Origin of the sequence: Photobacterium japonica, from assembly GCF_050337005.1 — a bacterium.
In the GTDB taxonomy this organism is placed as follows: Bacteria; Pseudomonadota; Gammaproteobacteria; order Enterobacterales; family Vibrionaceae; genus Photobacterium; species Photobacterium japonica.
Window position 1 is genome coordinate 1 of the sequence record NZ_JAKJSN010000069.1, and the last position, 22938, is coordinate 22938.

The window sequence follows — 22938 nt, forward strand, 5'->3', positions numbered from 1 at the left end:
ACTAAGTACAACCGTACCCCCTGTTGAGCTAACCCTAATGGCATGATTGTCGCCATCTGCGTTTTATGTTCAGCGTTGTCATATTCAACCGTGATCAGCCTATCTTCATACAATCCTTCGCTAATTAGACTCAGCACCTTTGGGTCCACTTTAGGTGCAAGTAGTGGCATGCTTTCACTGACCACGCGAATTTTATTTCGCCAATTATTAGCTTTCATATTGGTAGGATCGTGCTCCAAGTTATACCGAGCTTCATCAAAATAGGATTCCAGCGAATTCAAAATATTGCTGGGAAGAACCTGTTTAAGATATTGTTCCGCAAAGCTGAGCAACAAGGATTCTTGCGTCGTTAAGTAATTAGCACTTAAACCATGATTAATTTTTCGCCAAGAGTAGCCGTACGGTTTGGAGCGAATGTCCCTGTTGATCTCAAAATGCTCAGTGAGCATTTCTAAGTTACGTTGTATTGTCCTAATGCTTCTTTCAATGCCTATTTCCTGAAGCTGCATGTGCAATTCTGGCGCGGTAACTTTCTTATGACGAGGGATCCGTTTTAATATTTCAAAGGCAAGAATCAGCGACTCATGCATATTCTTTTTGCTCGTCAAAATCACACCACTCAGAAAATAAAAAATAACCACCGGACAATTAACCTTTAATTGTCCAGCTTCTTACTTTGCAGTCCACTCTGCGTTACAACAATGCTACCTGAGTCTGCGACATTTTGTGACGCTGCAAATCGATGCGACATAGACGAGTAGAAATAAGACAAGGATCAGATTTATCCATGTGAATGGAGAAGGAAAAAGGCAACGCTGGATACTGACAGTAGCTTGCCTAGCGGAAGTTTCGTAATAACTTCGCATAAAGTCTGTGATTTTAAATGACCGTCCAGCTAGTCGGGGTCACTTCGGCGACCTTGTTTAAACACACATTTGGACAGAAACGCGTTAGAGTATTTGCATGAATCATGCAAATACATGAGTGACCTGAAGTATGACAAAGTTGGTAGATCGACTTGTGCTTTAACAAGTTAAACCACTATTAAGTATTTTCATATTAATAAAAAGCAATCAGAATAGAAAGACGGGAAATATCATACTTAGGTGGTTGAATGATTTATAAATTTGTCGCAAAGCAGTTTATGGATGATTTCTTTGAACGTGGATGTTTAAGGTTAGGAACAATTTTAGACTTCAATGATATCGTCACACATGGTACAGCAAGAGGTGACACTGGCGAAGGACAACACGGTGTTATTCGTCAAATTGAAGGTGAATTAAAAGTACAAGGAGGGAAACCTGAGCCAATCGTAGACGAAATATTTAAAATCGAGGGTGATGGGCAGTTCACACTTGCTGATATTAGCCTACAAGTTTCAAGACGGTGTGGGAATGGCTTCCTTTTCTGTACTAGCAATGAGTACACTGACAGCCTCTTTCGGCGCTGGAATTTAGAGGAGAAGACAGACGCTTGCTATCAAATTTACAATCCACATGGTTTCTTTCAAGAAATAACAAAAGTAATCATAAACAGTGTATCAGAATACGGCTTTAGGGATGTAGTCTACACACCAGATCCAATACCTTACGATTCTCCACACGTTACGGAGAGTCCAGCCTTCACAAAGGAAGAAAACAAGTATTCGTGGCAAAAAGAAAACCGATGTGTTTGGCAACCACTGCTCCCACCAACCATAGTTAAACCATGGATTATTGAAGTCCCTGATGCTCGAAAATACTGTCGCCCATTTAAAATTTTGGAGCATGGGTCAATCAAAAACTATGAGTCCACCGCAGAGATAGCTTAGGTTCTTCCTCATAGACACAAAGGGGGGTGCTTGGTCACCCTTTTAATCTATATTATTTACACCACTATCGAAAATTCCTTCACTCCTCAAGACGTTTCAAATGCATGAGTAAAACTTAGTCAAATTATTGCTTATCGAAGAGGATATGGAGAGAGCTTCTGCACACTTTGGGGCATGAACGTGCCAGAACCGGTCGTTCTGACACGAGTAGGGACAGAAATGGCTTTAAAATCTCTGAGGATTGGATAAGCTGAGATTGGGGAAAGATAGCAGACAGCTTTTTTCTTTTATTGTACCTTTCTGACCCCATTCTCTCTCCGTCATTTAGGTAAATTTAAACTTCGCACTTACCTTTTTGAGATCTATATCTACATCAACTTATTAAAGTCAATATCATAACCAGCGGCCTTCATCTCCTTTGCAATATCAAGTTGCCAGTCCTTGTCATTGATATAGACAATGCCACTTATATCGTTGGGTAATTCAATCGCTCCCTCTACTAAAGGAGCTACATTTTCTCGACCTATTTTCCCTATAAGGAAACCGTGCTCAAAAACTACGTTTTGCCTAGCTCTGTATTTAAGCTTTCCGACCTCGGCTTCATTTTTCACATTTCCCATATCATCAGGTGTATACAAAACGATACCGAACCCCACATCATTCGAGTAGTTCTCAATTTTCTCTATTATTGTCATGCTACGACTCGCTTGCTCATGCAGTATAATTGCATCAAAGCCAAGCTTCTCAATAAAGCGGGCAGTCCGCTCTTTTGCCTCCCCATCGTGTCCATGAACAATAAAGACTTTGTTCTTTGGTTTTTCAGATTGAGTTACCTGAACAACTGCGTCTTTTTCGCGTTCTATCTCTCTAAAATCATATTCATCATTACTAACATCAATGATTAAACTATCGATATAAGCCAACATAGTTTGACCATCCTCACGCCAGAACCTCTCTAGATCACTTTCACCGCGCCTGAACGTGGAGCCAAAAAAATGTGTAAGCTTGGCATTCAGAACTGAAGTTTCACCAGGTAGACTATCATCCAGAAACTGTGAAAATTTACGACGCCACGTATTAAACCGTTCAGCACCAAAGTCTTTACCTCTAGCTTCAAACGCTTCTAAAACCTCGCCTGTCAATCTCTCTTTGAAATGATTTAGACTTTCAATAACTTTTTGCTTATCCATTCTCTCTCTCTTGAAAGTTAACATTGCATTAACCCAACAATTGCATCAATTAGTATACCTACGCACTTTGGGATTTTTTACGCATCTATTTAACGCTATGATTCAACGTAAGTATCTGTTTTTTTTATATCTGCTTCATCATATCCCATAAAATCACAAACGTGAAACTAGAGCAAGATGGGGTATTTCAACCCTCCTCTCTTTTGCTATAGGGAAATCTATCGAAAACTTTTGAAGTTAGACTGATGTGATTTGCTTTTGGTAACGCTGAATGGGGCATAAATGAGCTAGGGATGATCCATCAGTTACGGCACATATTAGTTAACCCCTATTGTTATAAATATCAGATCGAATTTGAGCCCCCTCAAACTAATCACCTACCATGAATCTACCACTCGACGCCTGGAACTAATTTTTTGCTGGCAAACCATCCAACAGCGACACCAACCCATGTGACTATCCAAAAAGAGAACTCCCCATAAGGGAAGATAGACCCAATCAAAAATGGATTTATACACGTCCAGATTGCAAAAATTTACATCTGATGGTTTCTTTTTTCATTTCTCAGCTCTCGCTCTAAAGCCTCTGCTTCATGATTTCGGCCTTCATTTTCTTCCATTAGCTTATCCTTAGAATTTAAGCCAAAAATAATCGATAAAATAATAGTTTAAACACCCATAAAAAACAGACACTTAACTCACAGAAAAAAGGCGTGCTTTTGGTTATACCCATAAGCGCACAGTCATTCACCCCCAAATGCGTATGCTTTTGGTGTTTATTTCCCGCAATGCATACGATACACTTAGCACATGCCAACCATAAGCACACAGGGAGATAGCATGGAATTCGCGTACACACGGGTAAGCACACAGACCCAAACCGACAACAGCCAAGAGGTCGACATTCTCAAGCAGTTCCCGAGTATTGAGATTTACCGCGACATTTGCTCAGGCACAATCCCCGCGAATGAACGCCCCCAACTCAGCCGCTTGCTCGACAAGCTGCGTAAAGGGGACACGCTTGTGGTTTGGTGGATTGACCGACTAGGCCGTGATTACCATAACAGCGAGACGGTAATCCGAGAGCTGCTGAACGCAGGCGTCACCATCAAGACAATCAACCAGAACCTAACGTTTGAATACACCGGCGAAGACATGACGGATATGATCACCAACATTCAAATCACGATGATCACCGCAATGGCCGCCGCAGAACGTAAGAATCGACTCGCCAGTGCGGAAGCTGGACGCCAAGCCATCAAACAAAATCCAGAGCTATGGGCTGAGAAGTTCCAAGGGCGCCAACGTGACCAAGAGAAAACGGCCAAGATCATTGAATTACTAGAAAGCGGCATGAGTATAAGGAAGGTGGCAGCAGAGCTTGAATGCAATCCATCGACTGTCCAGCGCGCCAAGAAGCTAATTAGTGTGGACAATGTTGCAAATGACAACAGTTAATGCGACGATATTACCGTAATCAGAAGTCTGCCCAATCGGCAGGCTTTTTTTTGCGCGTCATCCAAGGCTCACCCAATCCGGTGGGCCTTTTTTGTATCAGGAGAAAACATGGACAAGCTGTTAAGCATCAAGGAAGTGGCCGAGATCCTGGGCTGCTCTACAACGACAATCACCCGTCAGATTGAAGACGGAACAATGACACCACCGATCCGCATCGGCCATCGCGTCACGTTCCCACGTTCAGAAGTCGAGGCACTTTTGGCAGCTCGTATCAAAGGGGCAATCGCCAATGACATTCAAGAGTTAGTCATCGACCTAATCATCAAGCGCAAGGAAGCATGATCATGAACACTTACCAGCTAATCGTGGGCGACCGCGTTCACGCCATCCAACTATCCGACCAATACCTGCAATCACTACTAAACAATCAGGGACATACAGCGACAAAACCCCAACAACCCATTGATGAGCCACCAACGGCCAAGCAGGTCAAATTTGCTAAAGGCATCGGCGCCACTCTGAAAATCCCACTACCAGCGGGCATCCTCACCTCCAAGGCAGTTTGCTGGAACTTCATCAACGACAACAAAGAGGCGGCGGCCAAGGCGCAAAAAACGTGGTGAGGGTAGGGGAGACATGGTGCCCCCCCCTATTGGTTTTGCGTGTTCATCCTGCGGTCGAGAACTGCTAACAGCGGGAACAACTGGCCGTCGCAACAGCGCAACAACAACGCACTCGGGAGAGGTAGGCCCCTAGGGGGGGCCCAAAACGGATCGCCCCTCCCCCCACTGTATCGATCCTCCTCCCGAAATCTCACCAATTTTTCAAACTGAGAAACTTTCTTGATAAGTGGAGGCTATCGAGTATGGGTTTTGTCTAGGGGCCGCTTATCCCGAATGTTCAGCGCGGCATTCAGATCAGCATGATTGGTATGGCCACAGGCAACACAGACAAACCGCTGGCCATTGCGATTGTCAGGGGAAACATGGCCACATTCATGGCACATCTTGGAGGTGTAGGCGGGATTAACAAGACGCACTACCGAACCCAATTTCTCCGCCTTCATTTCCATTCGATGCCGGAACATGTACGGAGATACACCTACGAACGCGCGGTTACGTTTGGCGCTTATCGCATTGGTGGTGCCTGGTTCTTTGCCTTCTTTTCGCTTGTTCGGTGCAGATTGAGTCATCCTCTGCACCTCTAGGCGCTCTAGTTTGATCTCATCGTATGTCTGGCAGTAGTACAGCGTTTCCTGCTCGATCATATTTTTGCGAATGTTCGCCTCTTTCCGAGCAATACGGGCCAACGATTCACGCATCTTTCTTATTTTACGAGAGCGAGAAAGAGGGTAAAACACTTCAGCACAGTCGTTGCAGAGATGCTTTTTGCTTTCCACTCCCTTAACCTTATCGCAGCATTTGTCGCACTTGGCCACGGTGATCATCAGGTTTTTATGCACAATGCGGGAAATATTGGCGTTAATGCCATCTTTCCGCTTGGCTAGCTGAGCGAGCTTAGCTGGCGCGAATCGCATTCTGCCCGTTGAATCGGCCACCATCACTCCGCTATTAATGTCGATCCCAACCACAGAAGAACGAACAGACGCTACTCGTTGATAGTATTCCTCATCAGGCACCTCGATGTTGAACGACACATACCAGTGCTCACCGTGCTTACTGAATGAGGTTCGACAGAGTTTGGTTACAGTGTAGGAAATAGACTCGGCCATGCGCACCACGCCGCAATGCATGATACGAACGTGGTTGTGGTCAATGTCGGTGGTTTTGAGTTGGACGTTTGATAAGGAGAAATGCTGGCCATCGCGGAACCGAGCGGGTCGAGGATGTTTGCCCTGTTTTTTGAAAAAGCGTGTGAATGCAGCTTTGAGGTCAGTTTTTATGGCCCCCTGCGCGACAGAGTTTGGCACTCTGTTTTCAGCAATCCACACGAACTTTCCGAGTCCAATACCTGAAAGGCCCTCGGTTGAGCCTTTTGTTTTTTTCATCTGGTTGAACAGTTTGTCGGTGTCGCCAATCCACTTGGTTAGTTGGATTTTTTCGCCTTCTTGGAGGTCGTCGAGATAGGCGTTTATCTCCTCCAACGCGAAATTATACGCCTTACGCCGTGCCGCAGCGTAAATCTTCAACCGATGCGAGATTTCATCGTTGGGATAGATCCTAGTTTTAAATGCAATTACAGCCACACTCCCCCTCCCGTTCAGTCACTCCGAGCACACGCGGATGACACCGACGGGGCGGGGTTCAGTGTTAACGCCGCATCAGTCACTCCGAGCACACGCGGATGACACACCAGGAGGCAGTGATCCAAGCGATCCGTGATCAGTCACTCCGAGCACACGCGGATGACACCCTAACGAGAAACATCAACGTAATCAGCAACTTGCATCATCCTACGAATTGTACGGAATGGTCGAGCCGTTTCCCGCCCAACCCGGCGGCCAATACATTGGCTACGCCTGTTTGCTAATTTCAACAAACATAGTGCGGTTTCCCGCCCTGCCTCAAACTAGGCACATTAAGCGTAGGCAGTAAGAGGGGTACCCGCCACCCAGTGCTAGTTAATTTTCACTTTTAGCCGGATCAGTTTCCAGCGCCTTGATGTAGCGCTCACGCTCAGCATGTCGTTCACTTAAGTACCCATTTTCACGCTGTAACGCCGTCACTTTCTGCGCTAACTCTTTAGTCACCACCTGCTGCGCTTCCAACTGTGTTTCTAGCTGCTCGGATTTCTTGCTGGCCTTTGACTCCTGCGCTCGCAACGCCTGAATAGAATCGCCACGCTCAGACAATAGGTTTTGCGCGCCGGTCAGTTCAGCAGTCACTTTCGCCAGCTCGGTCGCTTGGGCGTTGTGTTCGGTTTGCAATTTCTCCAACTTGGCCAAAACTTCATTTCGTTCAACTTTGGCCTCTGCTGCCTGCTCAACAAGGATCTGCGCCTTAGCTAGCTCCGTGCGCAGGGTTTCGGCCGTATCTGCCAATGCCTTCTTGTCTACTTCCACGCCTTCCAGTTTCTTACGCAGTTCGTCGGTCACAGCCGCATTGGCCTGTTTGTTGGCGTCAATGTCGTTAGCAGCCTGCTGACGGACAGCCATCAATTCCTTCTCAAGTTCGGCGATCTGTTTTGCCTGCTGCTCCACCACGGCGTTCTGCTTAGCCAAACGGTCTTCCGCCATGCCAAGGGAGCTAACTGCTTGATCGCGTTGCTCTGCGGCATCTTCTGCTATGCCCTTGTAACGCATTTCGGCCTCCGCACTGAACCGACTGATCTCGCGCATGAACATCTGTGTGAACTCATTGGAAAACCCCAATTTTTCATACAGCGAACGTTCATTGGCCATGACCTCGTTTTTCCACGCCGTCACGTACTTGTGAACCGTGGCTGTGCTGGATACGTCCGGTAACATGCTCAGAACGATGCGCACGGAGATTTTCTCACCGTTGCCGTATAACTGGGTGCAAATTTCGTTTACACGTTCCTGAATTGAGCCTGTGGTCATGGGTGCCTCGTCGTTTGTCATTCGTGGGGATCTGATAAGTGTTGATTATAAGTCGAGACGCAGAATGTGAACAGTGTTTACCGAACAAACAGCGTTTGTTTTTTGTGATTACATGTTGAGAATGTGAGGTATGTGGCAACATTTTGGGCGTAGCGATTTGTGCTCTAACCAGCAGCATTCTGAGAGTTGACCCGCCGAAAGGAGATCTTGCCAAGCAATAAAAGCGTTCTGTATCGCCCTCTGGAGAACGATCTCCGCTCACAGCCCATCCTATTGGCCTGTCAGGGTGAAAGTCCCACCACGGGGTTTATAGGCGCCTCTGCGTTTGACCTCTGGGTGTGGTGTTTGCTGTGAATTGGTTTAACCAGTGCTGTAGGGCCTGATTTTGCTGCTAACCAGTCCGATTCTGAGCCGTGGACAGTTTTTGTCGTTTCGTGGACACGAACCATAAGATACTACCCACGGTTCAGGCATTCCAGCGCACACCTGAGCTGGTTACCTCCCCCTGTAAGGCGCCCTAAATCGCATTCTAAGCGGATGATTCTATTTCTGGCTTTGGTTGTTGGTCTTGTAGTGAGAAAACGTCGTAGCGGGCGATTTAGGTGGATTCCTGCGGGTTTTGTCGGTTAGTGGAATGGTTGATTTCAGATTCTGCTGGAATGGCGATCCCCTGCTACCCCTAAGGCTAACGTAGTAGCTAAAGATCTACGGGGGTAGGATGTTGAGGGTAGCCATTACCTCCTACCTAGCTCGATTGGATTTCCTCTGAGAAAATAAAAACAATATTCCGTTATGGTGCAAATTCGGAACGGATTTGGGATATACGTAGATCGCTTTAATCGCTTTAATCGCTTCAATCGCGCGCGCATAAATTGATTGATTTAAAGGTGTAGCGATTTGAGCCTAAACAAGTCCTAGTTTGAGAGTGGATTTGCATTTGGTGTAGCGCGGCTGGGTACTCCCTAGAAGTTAACGCCACACTCCCCAGATCCCCGCTTACAGATTTCAAAATTCAAAAACCTTTGTCTATTGGCCGGAGGCGATTTTGCACTGGCTGTGGGTTAACTCTAGCGGAGCGAGTTATCCACAACGCAGTGTTGCTAAATCAGAGATTGCCCATGTTATCCATAGTGCGAGGAACGAGCGCTGTGGGTAACATGGGTAAGGAAAAAGCTAAATAGATCGCTAAAATAAGAGCTAAAGAGATCCTCTGGAAGCCGCGTCCTTACTGGGCTGCGCGGAATTATCACATACAGTTTGTGCAGCTATCACATACAGTTTGTGCAGCTATCACATACAGTTTGTGCAGCTATCACATACAGTTTGTGCAGTCCCTGCTCTTCGCTGTGGTTGTTTTTTGAGTGACCTAAAGGTTCTTTGTTCGTCCTGTTTCGCCTACACCATCTGTGTGTTAGTGTATTGGAATTGGCATAAACTGTACCCAGAGAGCTGCCCATAATGAAAGAGAAGGAAAGGTTTGAGTTAGCAAAACCGCACAACATGGTTCTAATGAAGTGGCCAAAAAACATCACCCCCGTTCAGATTAAGGCGGTTCACTTGGTGACGCTTCGACTGAAGCAGTGGTTAATGAGTAGTGATTTCAAGCCCGACTTTAGCAAGGACGACCCGATCGCGGCTTTTGATGGCATCAAAACCTCGTTTGATATGTCGCTAGACGAATTTGCGACATCCATGCGCGTATCAAAAAAGGCGCTGAAGGCGCATGTTAAGGATGCGGATGGCAATACTGTCATGATGAGAGGGGCTAACAAGCACCTGCCTAAACTGCGAATCCAAGAACACTTTTCTGAAATCCGAAAAATTGAGTGCATGGTCAGCAATTCAAGCATCATTACAGCCGAAGATGGGCTGATTTTACTACCGAACCCGTCTTACGACCCAGAAACGGATAGAGTTCGTTTGGAGACGACGCAAACCGTAGCTGCAATTTTGCAAGACGAACGATTCATGAATAACCGTAGTTTCGTTGATATGCGGCTCCAAATGACGCTGAACAGCGTAATGGCTAGCCACATCTTGGATCGTATTAGCCGATTTAAAGGGAGTGAGCAGGCATTTTCATGCACAGTTGGCGATTTGATCGACCAGTGCGGTATTGATGAAGGGGCCATAAATAACAGGAGCAACTTCATCATGGTAAACCTAACCCGTCCACTGAAACTCATCGCTGAAAAGAGCGAAGGCGTGTGGGAACTGATTGGTAGCGGGGTAAAGGTTACAGCTAAGAAGCGGGGGAAGTTGCTTCGTAGTGATGTCATTAAATTTACGGTTATCTACAACGACCCAGATGCTTTAGGTGTCGAAGAGCTTGTCAGCATTCTGGTCGAGGGCGATCTGGACTACCGGATCATCAAACAGCTTGTTGACCTGTACCAGTTTGGCGTCCCCCATATTGAGCAGGGCAATATCACGCAGGAAATGTTGGATGTTCTGGAAGCCAATATCGAGAAGCTATTCACCCCCGAACAGGAAATGGAAGCGCTGAAATTCGGCGTCAGGGTCGGGAAAATCAGCATGGTCATCCAGTTCAACGAGGCGGGGATGGGTGAGGCTGCGTTGTTGATGAAAGAGTGATACACAGCCCTGGTTAATTTTTTTACCAATATTCCCCAACGGTGAACGTGACTAAAAACGTTTAAAAACAGTGGTTTGACTTTTGTTTTGCCCAAATGTTCACAGTGAACACTCCAAGAATGTTCACTGTGTTCACGCCGTTATTCCGAGAATAGTTCGCTCATGGCCTGAGCAATGACGGTATCAATATGCTTTTGTTGTGCGGCAGTTAATCTGCTGAACTCGTAACTCACATCACGGTCCTTCACGCGTTTGCGGGCGTATTTGTTCTTATCGGTAAACTCGACCAAATGCGTCACTTCAGCACGGGGGCTTGCCTGTTTCGGCGCTCGGACTGCATCACGTAACGCAAGCATGACAGCCTCAACCTCACCCCCTTCAATGCTATCCAATAAGGCACCACGATCTTCTCGCTCGGCCAGTTGGTCATTGATCTTGCTCAGTTCGGAATAGTCTCTGACTGTCAGTTCGTTGATGTCATCGAACAGTTGGTAAATGCCATTGCTGATAGTGGCGGCCTGCATGGCGCGGACAACCTTCACGCGGGAAACCCCCATCGCCAGAGCTATTTCAGCCTGTGTTTTTAAGCCGGCCTGTCGGTAAAGATCGCAGCGTTTACCTACCTCAAGCAAATTGTGCTCTCTCGCAGACTGTAAGGATTTAGCCAGTGCTTTAGCGTCTGAGATTTCGATGTCACCCTCTGCGATCAGAGCAGTGAAGGTTTCGACCTTCCCGTTCCGGCTGAGGAAGTAACCACGACGGCGCGAACCATCGAGAATGCTTATTTTCCCGCTCTTACGGCAGGCAATGGTTGGATAGAACTGCTGGTAATCCATCGTCGAAAGGTCAGAAAGATTCTGAGCGTTGAGGAAATCTTGATCTCGACCATTCACCTCAAACTCAACCACGGTGTCGTTCTTTACCTGTTCGTAGGTCAGGCGCGCCTCTGTAAAAAGTACCTTTTTCCCAGATGCCAGTGTCCATTCAACGGTTTTCGACTGCGCATTTATACCGAATGAATCACGCAGGTAGGCGCCAATGTCTCCACCCGTTAAGGCCAAGTCTTTTTCAAGTTGTGCAGGTAGAGCTGCCAGCTTTTCTTCTGCCAGTTTTCGATTCGCTTCTTCCGCACCTGGTTGATTGTCGGTCAGTCCCATGACCTGTTTTTTTCTCGCCATCACTTGCTCCACACATTGTAGATGTCACGGTAAATCTGACTGCTCACTTCAAATGCATTAATGCGAGCATCGTTGAGTGTCTTTTTCGCTTTCGGGTATTCGCTGGCAGTTAGATCAAACACGGTTGATAGCATCGACGTGCAGAGCTGAATAGCTTCCGAATGTTTGAATTGGCCAGAGTACAACCATTCGCTGAATGTTCGAGATAGCTGATTCATCAGTGCCGTGTTAGATGTCGTTTGTCGGTAGTTCGTCACCAACAGACGCATGAAGTCATAACCCGGGTGGCCTGCGTTCTCTAGCAGTGCCCAGACAGCTGGCAGGTTTGCAAAATAATTGCAGGTTGCATCAATGTCGTTCTCGTTGGCCGCTAACGGGAACACGATGCTGGTTGCTGCGAAATAGCCGTTGTAAGTCATGAAGGATAACGATGGCGGCGTGTCGATAATGATGATGTCAAAGTCATCTTCAACAGCCTGAATGATCTTCTGAACCTGCCCATACGGATTATCCAGCTTGGTGTGCTTAAGGTGGAACCAGCTCTCGATAGAACGATCTGACTGTAGGGCAGGGAGAATGCGGAGGTTTGGGATTGTCGTTGGTAGGAACGCATCACCTGCTAGTTGCTCAAACGTTTCTCCTTCGTCCAGCTCATAGTTCCCCATTACTAGATCGCCAACAGAGAACGCACCATCGCGTTGAGCGTTAACGGCGTAGTACATACTGAGGGTCGATTGCCCATCGAGGTCGATTAGGCCAATGCGCATTTGCTCGGGGAATTCGGCGCTGAGGCAAGATGCTACGGTAGCTGCTGTTACTGTTTTACCCACGCCGCCTTTCTGGTTTTGCATCATGACAACCTGACACTTCTGGTGTGGTTGGCGTTTGAATTTGGAGTGTTTACGGAGGTTGTCAGGTAACTGGCTCTCGAAGTTGTATAGCTCTGAGATACTGAGTGACCATTGCATTCCTTCGCGTTTCTTTACGTTAAAACCAAGGCTCTTGATGTGGGTGTCAAGAGTGCCTTTGCTAATTTGCAGGTAATCAACGGCCTCTTGACGAGTGTATAGGCGCTCGTCTTTTTTGTAGAACGCATTCCGGTTGCTGATGTAGCTGTCGGCACGTTGTTTTAGCAGATTAATTTCGTCGTGGGTCGCGTTGACTCCGTTCATTCTAGTAGCTCCTCGCTTTCTAATAACAGCTACTTTAAACCAAAAATCAGTACCATCAACATAATTTGGTTCAATTGAGGAGGTAAATGATAGTAGGGAATAAATCATGAACATTGATGCTTATTTGGTTTGGTGAGCGGTGTCAAAGTTACAGCATTACTTAGTTATAATGCGTTAGAAGTAGTTGCTAATCCATCAATGAAACCTCTAGCATCCGCTCGATTTAATGGATTAACGAGGCTTGAACATGGAAACCATTCTGACATTATCGGCGGTGGACAAGCTGTTGGGCGTTCACACCACAACCGTAAAAGATCGCGCGGCCCGTGTAGCCATGCCACAACCTATGCGATACCCAGACACGGGCCGCATCATTGGATGGCGCACCTCACCGTTCATGAAGTGGCTCAACGGTGAGGTCGATGTTTAAGTTCACTTGCGGCGCCTCGCACGGTGAGAGCGACCCGAGGAAATTCGGTCAATGGACGTATTCCGGCCTCGTGGGGTTGGCGCATAACCCCACTGACTTATCTCACGTCGCATTGGGTGAGGGGAACAGTACCCGTCCGGTCAAACCAATGGCGCATTGGTTCATGCCGAACGATTGCCGGACAAAACGAAAGGATGACGTGGAGGCGTCCGGGAATTTCGGCCTGTTAGTTGCTGATATTGATGATGGCAATCTCGACCCGTCGGACGTGGCAAACGTTCTGCTGGATTTGGGCGTGGAGTCGTTCGTCATTTACGACACGCTATCGTCTACTGTGAATGCTCGCCGTCATCGCGTGGTGATTGAATTAGCCAGAACTGTGGGGGGAGCAGAATGGTTTCCATTGCAACGTGCGCTAATGGTTTTGCTCGATGCGGATTCATGCACACTGAGTCCGAACCAGATCAGCTACATGCCCACGTTATCCGCCTGCAATGCCGAGTGTTACACGGTGACATTTTCAGACGGGCAGGCGCTCGACCCCGAACGTTCCCGTTTCGCACTAGAGGCGGGCGCATTAAACGCAGTTACCTCTAGTGACGAACCCACAGCACCTAAACATCCAACGGCACCGGCGCGCCATTACGATCTGTCTGTGGACGAGTCCCGCGATCCTATTAGCGTGTTTAATCAGGTCAACAACTGGGACGCAATCATCAGCCATTGCGGCATTAAACGGATGGGTAGCCGGCTGCTCCCCCCAACCAGTGAATCAGGAGTACCTGGGGCGATCATTTCGCACCTACGCCGACCGGCTGGCGCGTACTTCTCTCGCCATACCAGCGACCTACTGGCCGATGGCCTGCCGCATGACATGTTTGACGTGTGGATGGTGCATGGACTCGGTCTGAATCATCGATCACCCGCAGACGTGGCCAGAGCGAGCACGGAGTTTGCCCGCAATTACCGCTTACCCGATGGCTACACGTTGGAGGCCAAAAACCGCTACCTGTACGCCATCAAAAATAAACACACACCCACAGCGCTGGTTAATTCCAACTACCCATGAAGAAGGAATCTTATGGAACATGATTATTTCCCTGCCGATTTAATTCGGACAGCCGCAAACGTCATCGAAACGCTGCTGGACGCAGCCGATGAACACACTCTCCAGCTTACCGCAGATCTAGGTAGCGACGAGTCCATCCAATGGTTGATGAATGACAAAAACAAACACGCAGCCAAGTTGAAGGCCAAGAAAAAATCCGTCAAGTCGCCGCGTAAATCAAAATCAGGCAACCCAGCCAAACGTGCAGAGGCGGAGAAAAAACGTCAATCGGCACTAGATGAGAAGGCCACGCTGAAAGGTGAAATTTCTGCAATGTCGGGAGAAATCAAACGCCTTTCTGACATTCAAGCCACGGCAGAGCGCATCAACAACGGCGAGACGGTTAACGTGGGCAAAGATGCCGTGATTGATGATTTTGTCTATCAGTTCACCCAAGCCCTGCGCCGGATGTGCAAAGCCTCGTACCAGAGCCAAGCCGATGGCAGCAATGCATTGCCGTCTTACCTCGACGTGTACGATGCGATGGCCATCGCCTTCACCGTCCTACCGCATGAATGCAACGCCAGTTGGCTGCGCGCTGTTGAGGCATTCAACCAGCACCAGTACGGCGAGGAGCTAGTGAAAATGGCACTGGCGTACATGGCCGTCAGCAAACGTGCCACCCAGCATCCACACAATCTCGGACGTTGGCAGGTGTTTGATGGTATCGGGGATAGCGAGTGGGAGAAGGCGATGAAGGCGTACGTAGAGACGAATATTATCGAGAAGCAGCGGGATAATGCAATTCGCTGCACCCAACTGACCTACGATTACACCGAGATCCAACACGTTTCCACGGTCATTGATACGGCGATGCCATCAATCCGAACGGACGGCGAGGCGGGGATCTGCAATGTGTTTTTATCGGCCCCAATGGGCGGCGTCTACAATGCGGAGGTTAACGGCCATGTCCACAACTCCGGATCAAAAACCGACGGCGTTCTGCTGCCAGCCATTCAGGCCGGATTGGATAACGGGCAATACATCACCGTAATTGTTCATCGTATAACACTGATTGAGAATATTTTCGCTCGCGTGAATGCGTTCATCAATCGCCACTCGCCATCGCATGAGGGCAAAGTATGGGATTATCGCACCCCCGCATTCGGGAACCCGCGCGTGCTGGTCGTTTGCGTTAATTCAATCACTAAGCAGCTCATTGCCGAGTTCGTCAAAAGATCCAAGGTGGTGATCGTGGATGAGTTCGCTCAGGTGTTGGATAACATTTTCGGGCTAATGGAGAGCGGGGGCGACAAGGACAGGGTTCTGGAACCATTGCCCACATTTAACTTGCTGGCGGATGTCATGGCCGACAAATCAACAACGTTTATCGCGTTGGACGCCGACATGGAGAGCCGCACGATTGAATTAATCAAACAGTACACCGGCACAGTGGGCTGCACGGGCACGTTTAAAATCACTCATCCGGAATGCCTTCTACCAAACCACGAGCGCAGCAAGCAGATTATTTTTCATCGCAGTGGGAAAAACCAGAAGCAGTTGGCGGCGCAGCTCGGTAAGCAGGGCGACAAGAGGCTATTGGCCGAGCAGGCCCACTGCGAGACAGAACGTTTTTTCGTTGCCACAGATAGCAAAAACCTATCCACAGCGATCAATGACAGTCTAAAGCCGCGCGGCCTATTTACCTGTTTGATTAATGCCGACACAACAGGTGATCAAGATGTTCGCGAACTGATAGATGGAAAACGCCCACCTGAGTATTCCAGCGCGGTTATCTACTCGCCCAGCATCACCTCCGGCGTGAGCTGGACATCGCCCAATTTCACGCGCGGCATTGTCGTCGGTAACGGCGTGATCCCGGCGAGCTACCTAAAACAGATGATGTTTCGATTCCGAAAAACCAACATAGTGCATGTGTTCGGCGGATTATCGCCAAACATGGAGAAAGCACCGGTAGACCCTGAACAGGAGCGAAAAATCACCTTGGCCGCAGCAAACCACAGCCACGGCGCGCTTTATATGGCCGTCCGTGCGCACCGGCGCGAACTGGCGGACGAATCCACAAAGAACCAGCTCAAATGCTTTGCGTATCAGGCAGAGGCAGAGGGTTGGGGGATCTTTACCGTCGATCCTACAGCGCTACCCAACAGTGAGGACGAGAGCGATTCAGGTGTGGTCATTGACCGATCGTACCGAACGAACGCAGTCATGAATAGCCAGAAAATCACGTTGCAGGAGTACAAACAGCTCATCGACAGGAACAGCACTCGCTCGACAGAAGACACTTATGCCGCAGAACGTTTCAACGCAGCCGTGTATGGCGCCGTGAGTGATTCCGACGCCAACACTAGGCTGTGGCTGTCTTGCGCTACAGGAGCCTCTGTGGGGGCGATTCAGGCGCACTTACTCAGCAGTACCGAGACACTAACCAGAAATGCGGTTGATGCACTCATGACATCTGCGGGTTTCCCTGATTGGTGGGAGCTGGCGACTCAGGGGGAGGACATTGAACTGACAAGCAAGGTGGGGACGGAGTTCCTTCTGGCCAGCCTCAACAATCCGGCTCAACTTAACGCCCTGCACGTACTGGGCGCGTTTGACTCCGGCCTAGAGTCGAGCAGGAAAAAATGGACTCGCACCCACGGCGCACCAATTAAAGAGAATGCTGCGGTTATCAGCCAATCAAAAGCGGCAGCCATCGCCAAGGCGCGCGGATTCAATCCGGGCCCGTTGATTGAAGGAATCAGCCGAAAACTGCCTGCACCCTACGAGGCTTACCAGCTCATCGATGGTAACGTTCTGGTAGTAAACACCAAGCCGAAGGACGGCTCATGGGGTGGAACACTGATCCGCCGACTGCTCAATCAATGCGGAATTCCAGTATCGAGCAACCGTGGCATCAACACCGTGGACGGGGAGAAAGCAGCGGCGTTAATCGCAATGGCTAAGCGTAAAGCCATTGCACAGCGGATTCAGTCGGAGATTTCGGCAGCTCCACTGTTCGGCACCGTTACCCGCAAATGCTGGACGGACGCCTCGGGATTCGAGGTGACGGTTCGCCGCGATGGCACTGTGGAAATCACCGCCACGGCGGACGTGTTGGCGCGTGTCACAGATGAGGAGCAATTAACCAGAGCTGGGTGGTGTATGGATGCAGAATTTGGGAACACAAAACGCAATTACCCCCTATCCACAGGGGGTAATCGCCGAAAATGTTCCCAAATTGGTGCGACCAAGGTGAACAAGGTCGTTTTTGTTCATGAAGATCAACAAACTAAAGGGTCAGGCCAGTCTATTGCTGATGTTTTCGACCTGTTGCTACCTGTTTTGCTGGCAGACTCGGGCGTCGTTGAAGCCATGCTGGCCGAGATGAAAATCAGCCACTCACTCCCGAAGTCAGCCATGAATCACACACCAGTGCTGGTTAATTAAACCCAACACAGCAATCACCTCGCAGGCGTCCGCCGTTTTACGAGCCCCAGCCGTCAGGCGATGGGGGCGATGAAAAACGAGCGGTTCAGGGGTGACGAGGATAGGGCACAACCGCAAAGACAATATGAACCCTGCCTGAGCACCGACAACTCAGGCAGGACAAGGCGTGAAAGGCTGCAATGGCGAAGATTAAGTGGTGTGACACTTCGCGTTACACCGTCACGTGTTACAATGACCACATGCCGCCGGTTGGCGGAGATGAATCGCACAGGAGGTGCAATATGGACGAAGGGAAATCGCCACCGAACGGTGGCCGTCAGCCAAAAACTGTTTGGCGTGATTCATTTGTTGATGAGGCGCGCCAGGCCGTGCTGATCGGCTGCACGAGCAACTACGCATTGAGCCGCTATTTCGGCGTTTCTCATAACACCATCAAGAAGTGGCGCGAGAAATATCCCGAGTTCGACATCGCCATTGACCGTGCCGGAAAGTCGCTACTGTCCGAAGTAGCCAGTCAAATGCTGCTATCAGCAACCGAACACAAAGTGGTCGAGGAGAAGGTACTGTCGGACGGTTCTATCGTCCAGTTCAAAAAGACACTGCCGGGCAACGTTCGCGCTCAGGAATCACTGCTGCGAGTTCTGGGTGGTTCGGTGTTTGGTGAAACCGATAACCCGTGGGACCCGAAATCAAAGGTTGAGCTGTCAGGGGCTAGCGATAACCCTCTCGCCTTCATTCTGGCAGAGGTAGCTGCAGAAGCAGAGAACGCGAGCCCTTTACCAAGCAAGCAGAATCACTAAAACAATTAACTCACTCTCTATGATCCACGTCGTTTTTGCGACGTGGATTCACTTGCATCCAGTGTTTGTGACGTCCCTCTAGTTTCTGATCAACCTCACTGAAAACACGATAAATCATGGTTTACTCACAGTTTCAAACAAAGGTTAACACCATATTAAGTCGCTCAGAAAACGTCACAAACTTTCAATCGTGTTTATGGCTGTATAGTGCTTGGGTTAGATCTAGTTATGAGCTGTATGCGCTTCTGATGGGCTGAAAAGGGTGTTTTTAGTGCCAAACTAATCCATTTAACATAATGGGAACTTAACGCACTAAAAAACAGGAATTTTGGCGATCGTATTATTACAGCATTGAATAGTATGGTGACTAAAGCATTCGTTAATTCGCTTGGATACATAGGGAAAGATAACGAACCACGGGGAAAGAAAAGAGTTTGAAAATTTGAACTGGCGAGGGAGCCCCCCCTAGCCAGTTCCGGATCTACTTTACGCTTTTTCCAAAATGAAAATCACCACGGGTAAAAAAACTACCAGAAGCTTCAACGTGTCTATAAGCATACCATGCCCTCCAACAGGTGGAGAACCAGACTACCCAGCGGCCCTTTACCTTGCCTGACGTGAGTGTTTGCCATTGTGTTATTAGCTGTCCAGCCTCCGATGAAGGGCTTTCGGGGTGCTTAATCCCTAGTTCAGGACATTAATGCCTAAGTAGTCTTATCGACTTCTCGGGGGTGAGCCTTCAATTTAAATTGAAGTCTCCTGATATGCAGGGTTGCAAAAAACAAACCCAAAAATACATATCCATCATCACTCACTCATTTGGTTATGCCAATTATATTGGCTAAATTAGTAAGAAATGTTCGTCGGCTTCATACACAACTAATCACACACGGCGATAAGTATACGTCAACAATATCCGATAATCTAGACAGTGGTTATCACGCTTGCATAATATGATTTGCTATTCATGCAAGTCGTGACTTACAATCATCTTGTGTTATTAGCTGTCCAGCTTTTAAAACGACGTGAATTTGGGACCGCTTATCTCGATGCAACGTTCACGGAAAGGTCGCCTTAGGCGGCCTTTTTTGTATCCGCTCGAGAGTGATGTTCTTGTCACTATGTCACATTTTTCGGTCACCCATAACACCTAGCCTAGCGCCCCTTATCCCTATTATTTTCCTGAACTACCCACTGATTTTATGAACAAAAAGCAGCCTATTTAACGTAATGACACTTAACGAACGGAACAGGATTTGGGAAGGGTTTTGTAACTTCTATCTGTAAGTGTTTGATAGAATAAGTTGACACATGTAAATATAATGTTAAGCACTACAAGAGAATAGGAGAAATCGATGAAGTATGTAGCTCCAAGCTTTGGTGGAAAATCATTTCATTGCCCATTTTGTGGAGCATATTCCCATATGACATGGGATCGCTTAATTGGTGGAGGACATACAGCGACTCGAACTGTGCAGGCTACTTGTTCGTGTTGTGAAGAAAATTCAATTTGGAAAGGTACTGAGTTTAGTGGTTTCTCGATAACTGATGGTTTTATGATATTTCCTGACGTGAACTCTGCCCCACAACCAGAAGTAGATATGCCAGAGGATGTAAAAACCGATTATCTCGAAGCGGCTAGCATTTTCTCAAGATCACCACGTGGTGCGGCTGCTTTATTGCGTTTGGCTCTGCAAAAATTATGCAAACACCTTGGAGAGAAAGGCGAAAATATAAATCAAGATATTCGAAACTTAGCTGCAAGTAACGTTTTACCACCTTTAGTTGTAAAGGTTGCTGATACAGTAAGGATCACGGGAAACAACGCAGTTCATCCCGGTGAGATGAATGATGAAGACTTTGATTCTGTAGCATCAAAAATGTTTGATTTGCTTAACTTTATCGTCAAAAAAGGTATTTCAGAACCCCAAGAGCTAGAGGCTCTGTATCAATTAACGCCAGAAGGACCAAGAAAAAGCGCTGAAGAGAAAGATCAAAAGTCTAGAAGTAATGCTTAACAATGTGGGTTAAGTCGATTCTCTGTGTTCTGATTAAACATAATACCTGTAAACCGAACCACGTGAAGGTCGCTCATGGCGGTCTTTTCTTTTAGCGCTAGCACTCTATCACTAAAGAGTGACCTGCTTGCCAAGGCAGATTCGTCACAGCCACACTGAATGGATGACTGTGACGAATCTGCGTGACAACCAGAAGCCATACTCAAAGAAAATAAGGATAATTTTCCTGTATGAAAAGAATATTCATTATCACCGCTGTGCTCACGACTTTTAGTACTTCAGCCGCGAACGAAAATATTGAGTCCTTTAGCAAAGCTAAGAAATTACTAGAAAAAAACGTCTATTTTGACCATCGAGAGACGTTGTATTGTGCTGCTAGTTTCGATGCGAAGAAAAACATCACGTTACCGTCTGGGTATAAGTCAGATAAGCATGTGAAGCGTTCAAAACGAGTTGAGTGGGAACATGTGGTGCCCGCTGAAAACTTTGGTCGAACTTTTATTGAGTGGCGCGAAGGAGATGCTCAATGCGTAAACAACAAAGGAAATGCGTATACAGGCCGTCGTTGTGCAAATAAAGCCAGCAAAGAATACCGCTTAATGCAGTCAGACTTGTATAACTTGTACCCCGCGATTGGATCTGTCAACGCAATGCGAAGCAATTACAATTTCACTATGTTGTCTGGCGAATCGTCAGATTTTGGCTCTTGTGAAATGAAAATAGAGAGCCGAAAAGCTGAACCCCCAGTTGCCGCACGCGGTCGAATTGCTCGTACATATCTCTATATGGATCAAACATATTCACGGTACAGCATGAGCAAGGCGCAGCGTCAGTTAATGACGGCCTGGGACAAGCAGTATCCCGTGAGTGCGTGGGAATGCAAACGAGCAAAGCGGATCGAAAAACTACAGGGCAACGTAAACACTGTGCTCAAAACACGCTGTGACAACCTAAAAAATTGACGACACTATCTAGAAAAGAGGTGCGTAAAACTCATCACTTTGAGTTTTACCAACGCCATTATTCGACTTTAGTAATCCTGTCAGGTAACTGATCACAAATGGCCAAATTCAACGAAACGAATTCCTCCCAAGTAAACTTCGCGGCATAGTGCCGTTCAAACTGCACTGCGACCCGACAAATATCTGGCCGCTCTTCATATATTTGGCATTGTTTAGACGTTGTATTGAGGTGACGACAAATCCCGTCACCTCGATCCAGATACCGTGTTTGTTCTGACAAATGAACGTTCGCACAACACTTTCCACACCCATTGCATGGAAAGAGTAATTGAGATAAATCAATCAAAGGTTTTTCAGCCAACTTCGTGCGCTCTCAACATTTCCAGCCTCAAACGGCAGGGGGATATTTCGACGTTCCACTTCTTTAGCAAGAACAAAACACCGTTCATACTCACAAGTAAACGACTCTAAACTATCCGTGAATTGACTAATCTCTGAAGCAGACAAGTTAAATTCCAAGGACGACAATTCGATCAAGAACCTATCCAACTCCTGATTCACACTCTGGAAGTATTCAAGCGTGCGCTTCGCCTCAGACTTGTACTGATTCAGAAAACCCCAAACCTTCTGCATAATCTCGCTATGGTCGAGGAAATAAGTGATCCCCAGCGTCATTAAGCCAGTCGCAATAGCACTTAACACAGCTGCGATTTCAGTACCAAAGGGGAATGTCATCACGTTGGCCAGATGGCCGTTTAAGATAACGCCCATAGCAACAGCAACACCGGTAGAGAGGATACGTGTAACCTCTCTAGCTAGATCGCCAGCAGACAGTTTGTTGGGATTTAAGAACAACAGCTTCGCGGCAGACACCAAGCTTGACCAGGTTTCACGAATCAATCGGCTCAACAATTTCTGCGTCGTAAAAAAAATATTTCCAATCGTGGTGGTAAGGCTAGATAGCGCGCCAGCCATAGCACCATTTTTAAACTCTTCTAGTGCATCTTTAAAGCGCAGTTTGATACGCGACCAAATATCTTTCGCCAAAGATTTAACCCGCGCTAAAAACAGCTCCAACGTAAAATTGTCTTGCGCATCTTTGAACAGAGCAGGCACATGTTCTTTCAGTTCAAACCAAACTTCTGCCAGTAGTACCCCCACGGCCTGGCGAACCCCCATTTTGATCCCAGCCTTAGCTGATTCATATCCCGTGCTTTTCAGAAATTTACTACTGGTGTAATACGCACTATTGATCTGCTGGTTGTAGTGCTCGCGAGCTTGAGCATCCACCTTTAGCATTTCCTC

At 47.6% G+C, this 22938-nt stretch carries 18 protein-coding genes and 1 pseudogene; 11 read left to right on the forward strand and 8 right to left on the reverse strand.

The window, feature by feature from the left end:
• Positions 1 to 641: helix-turn-helix transcriptional regulator (locus L4C36_RS20685; RefSeq protein ID WP_428479694.1), on the reverse strand; the 641-nt coding region annotated here is incomplete at its 3' end.
• Positions 642 to 1114: 473 nt separating this feature from the next.
• Here L4C36_RS20685 and L4C36_RS20690 point away from each other — a divergent pair.
• A complete protein-coding gene (locus tag L4C36_RS20690; protein WP_428479695.1) occupies positions 1115 to 1810 on the forward strand; it encodes a hypothetical protein in 696 nt (231 codons plus the stop codon).
• Positions 1811 to 2178: 368 nt separating this feature from the next.
• On the opposite strand, the gene L4C36_RS20695 is transcribed toward L4C36_RS20690, so the two are convergent.
• Complete coding sequence (locus L4C36_RS20695; RefSeq protein WP_428479696.1) at positions 2179 to 3000, reverse strand: TIR domain-containing protein; 822 nt, start codon at positions 2998 to 3000, stop codon at positions 2179 to 2181.
• Between the two features lie 839 nt (positions 3001 to 3839).
• On the opposite strand from L4C36_RS20695, the gene L4C36_RS20700 reads away from it, so the two are divergent.
• The 3 genes from L4C36_RS20700 (at position 3840) to L4C36_RS20710 (ending at position 5080) form a co-directional block, all read left to right on the forward strand.
• Entirely contained in the window at positions 3840 to 4457 is a 618-nt protein-coding gene (locus L4C36_RS20700) for a recombinase family protein (protein WP_428479697.1), read from the forward strand.
• A 108-nt stretch (positions 4458 to 4565) separates the two neighbouring features.
• On the forward strand, positions 4566 to 4799 hold the full coding sequence (locus L4C36_RS20705; protein ID WP_428479698.1) for a helix-turn-helix transcriptional regulator: 234 nt from the start codon (positions 4566 to 4568) through the stop codon (positions 4797 to 4799).
• 2 nt (positions 4800 to 4801) lie between these two features.
• Positions 4802 to 5080: a hypothetical protein gene (locus L4C36_RS20710; protein ID WP_428479699.1), complete on the forward strand. Its 279-nt coding sequence runs from the start codon at positions 4802 to 4804 to the stop codon at positions 5078 to 5080.
• A gap of 233 nt (positions 5081 to 5313) precedes the next feature.
• Here L4C36_RS20710 and L4C36_RS20715 read toward each other — a convergent pair whose 3' ends face one another.
• Positions 5314 to 6663, reverse strand: a complete 1350-nt coding sequence (locus L4C36_RS20715; RefSeq protein ID WP_428479700.1) for an RNA-guided endonuclease InsQ/TnpB family protein — start codon at positions 6661 to 6663, stop codon at positions 5314 to 5316.
• A 375-nt stretch (positions 6664 to 7038) separates the two neighbouring features.
• Positions 7039 to 7977 (reverse strand): coiled-coil domain-containing protein, encoded by a 939-nt coding sequence (locus tag L4C36_RS20720; protein ID WP_428479701.1) that lies wholly within the window; start codon positions 7975 to 7977, stop codon positions 7039 to 7041.
• Between the two features lie 1458 nt (positions 7978 to 9435).
• Here L4C36_RS20720 and L4C36_RS20725 point away from each other — a divergent pair.
• Positions 9436 to 10572, forward strand: a complete 1137-nt coding sequence (locus L4C36_RS20725) for a hypothetical protein (RefSeq protein ID WP_428479702.1) — start codon at positions 9436 to 9438, stop codon at positions 10570 to 10572.
• A 140-nt stretch (positions 10573 to 10712) separates the two neighbouring features.
• Here the strand turns inward: L4C36_RS20725 and L4C36_RS20730 are convergent, their stop codons facing one another.
• The gene (locus L4C36_RS20730) at positions 10713 to 11750 is read right to left on the reverse strand and encodes a ParB family protein (RefSeq protein WP_428479703.1); all 1038 of its coding nucleotides are present in this window, start codon (positions 11748 to 11750) and stop codon (positions 10713 to 10715) included.
• The gene (locus L4C36_RS20735; protein WP_428479704.1) at positions 11750 to 12922 is read right to left on the reverse strand and encodes a ParA family protein; all 1173 of its coding nucleotides are present in this window, start codon (positions 12920 to 12922) and stop codon (positions 11750 to 11752) included. Before L4C36_RS20735 ends, L4C36_RS20730 begins: the two co-directional genes overlap by 1 nt.
• A 247-nt stretch (positions 12923 to 13169) precedes the next feature.
• On the opposite strand from L4C36_RS20735, the gene L4C36_RS20740 reads away from it, so the two are divergent.
• From L4C36_RS20740 to L4C36_RS20765, 6 genes are all read left to right on the forward strand, one after another.
• On the forward strand, positions 13170 to 13352 hold the full coding sequence (locus L4C36_RS20740) for a hypothetical protein (RefSeq protein WP_428479705.1): 183 nt from the start codon (positions 13170 to 13172) through the stop codon (positions 13350 to 13352).
• The gene (locus L4C36_RS20745) at positions 13345 to 14421 is read left to right on the forward strand and encodes a hypothetical protein (RefSeq protein ID WP_428479706.1); all 1077 of its coding nucleotides are present in this window, start codon (positions 13345 to 13347) and stop codon (positions 14419 to 14421) included. Before L4C36_RS20740 ends, L4C36_RS20745 begins: the two co-directional genes overlap by 8 nt.
• A gap of 12 nt (positions 14422 to 14433) precedes the next feature.
• Positions 14434 to 17853: a DEAD/DEAH box helicase family protein gene (locus L4C36_RS20750; protein ID WP_428479707.1), complete on the forward strand. Its 3420-nt coding sequence runs from the start codon at positions 14434 to 14436 to the stop codon at positions 17851 to 17853.
• A gap of 281 nt (positions 17854 to 18134) precedes the next feature.
• Complete coding sequence (locus tag L4C36_RS20755) at positions 18135 to 18653, forward strand: hypothetical protein (protein WP_428479708.1); 519 nt, start codon at positions 18135 to 18137, stop codon at positions 18651 to 18653.
• A 1355-nt stretch (positions 18654 to 20008) separates the two neighbouring features.
• Positions 20009 to 20671: a DUF4145 domain-containing protein gene (locus L4C36_RS20760; RefSeq protein WP_428479709.1), complete on the forward strand. Its 663-nt coding sequence runs from the start codon at positions 20009 to 20011 to the stop codon at positions 20669 to 20671.
• Between the two features lie 230 nt (positions 20672 to 20901).
• Positions 20902 to 21633: an endonuclease gene (locus L4C36_RS20765; RefSeq protein WP_428479710.1), complete on the forward strand. Its 732-nt coding sequence runs from the start codon at positions 20902 to 20904 to the stop codon at positions 21631 to 21633.
• 58 nt (positions 21634 to 21691) lie between these two features.
• On the opposite strand, the gene L4C36_RS20770 is transcribed toward L4C36_RS20765, so the two are convergent.
• Positions 21692 to 21994, reverse strand: coding sequence for a YkgJ family cysteine cluster protein (locus L4C36_RS20770; protein ID WP_428479711.1), 303 nt, complete (start codon positions 21992 to 21994; stop codon positions 21692 to 21694).
• Positions 21976 to 22938: pseudogene (locus L4C36_RS20775) on the reverse strand (ATPase); the annotation flags it as partial. The gene L4C36_RS20770 and the pseudogene L4C36_RS20775, both read right to left, overlap by 19 nt.

Coding starts and splice junctions, on each gene's coding strand:
- L4C36_RS20765 (WP_428479710.1), top strand. CDS start 20,902: ATGAAAAGAATATTCATTATCACCGCTGTGCTCACGACTTTTAGTACT.
- L4C36_RS20760 (WP_428479709.1), top strand. CDS start 20,009: ATGAAGTATGTAGCTCCAAGCTTTGGTGGAAAATCATTTCATTGCCCA.
- L4C36_RS20750 (WP_428479707.1), top strand. CDS start 14,434: ATGGAACATGATTATTTCCCTGCCGATTTAATTCGGACAGCCGCAAAC.
- L4C36_RS20700 (WP_428479697.1), top strand. CDS start 3,840: ATGGAATTCGCGTACACACGGGTAAGCACACAGACCCAAACCGACAAC.
- L4C36_RS20690 (WP_428479695.1), top strand. CDS start 1,115: ATGATTTATAAATTTGTCGCAAAGCAGTTTATGGATGATTTCTTTGAA.
- L4C36_RS20755 (WP_428479708.1), top strand. CDS start 18,135: ATGGACGAAGGGAAATCGCCACCGAACGGTGGCCGTCAGCCAAAAACT.
- L4C36_RS20710 (WP_428479699.1), top strand. CDS start 4,802: ATGAACACTTACCAGCTAATCGTGGGCGACCGCGTTCACGCCATCCAA.
- L4C36_RS20735 (WP_428479704.1), bottom strand. CDS start 12,922: ATGAACGGAGTCAACGCGACCCACGACGAAATTAATCTGCTAAAACAA.
- L4C36_RS20740 (WP_428479705.1), top strand. CDS start 13,170: ATGGAAACCATTCTGACATTATCGGCGGTGGACAAGCTGTTGGGCGTT.
- L4C36_RS20730 (WP_428479703.1), bottom strand. CDS start 11,750: ATGGCGAGAAAAAAACAGGTCATGGGACTGACCGACAATCAACCAGGT.
- L4C36_RS20720 (WP_428479701.1), bottom strand. CDS start 7,977: ATGACCACAGGCTCAATTCAGGAACGTGTAAACGAAATTTGCACCCAG.
- L4C36_RS20695 (WP_428479696.1), bottom strand. CDS start 3,000: ATGGATAAGCAAAAAGTTATTGAAAGTCTAAATCATTTCAAAGAGAGA.
- L4C36_RS20705 (WP_428479698.1), top strand. CDS start 4,566: ATGGACAAGCTGTTAAGCATCAAGGAAGTGGCCGAGATCCTGGGCTGC.
- L4C36_RS20745 (WP_428479706.1), top strand. CDS start 13,345: ATGTTTAAGTTCACTTGCGGCGCCTCGCACGGTGAGAGCGACCCGAGG.
- L4C36_RS20725 (WP_428479702.1), top strand. CDS start 9,436: ATGAAAGAGAAGGAAAGGTTTGAGTTAGCAAAACCGCACAACATGGTT.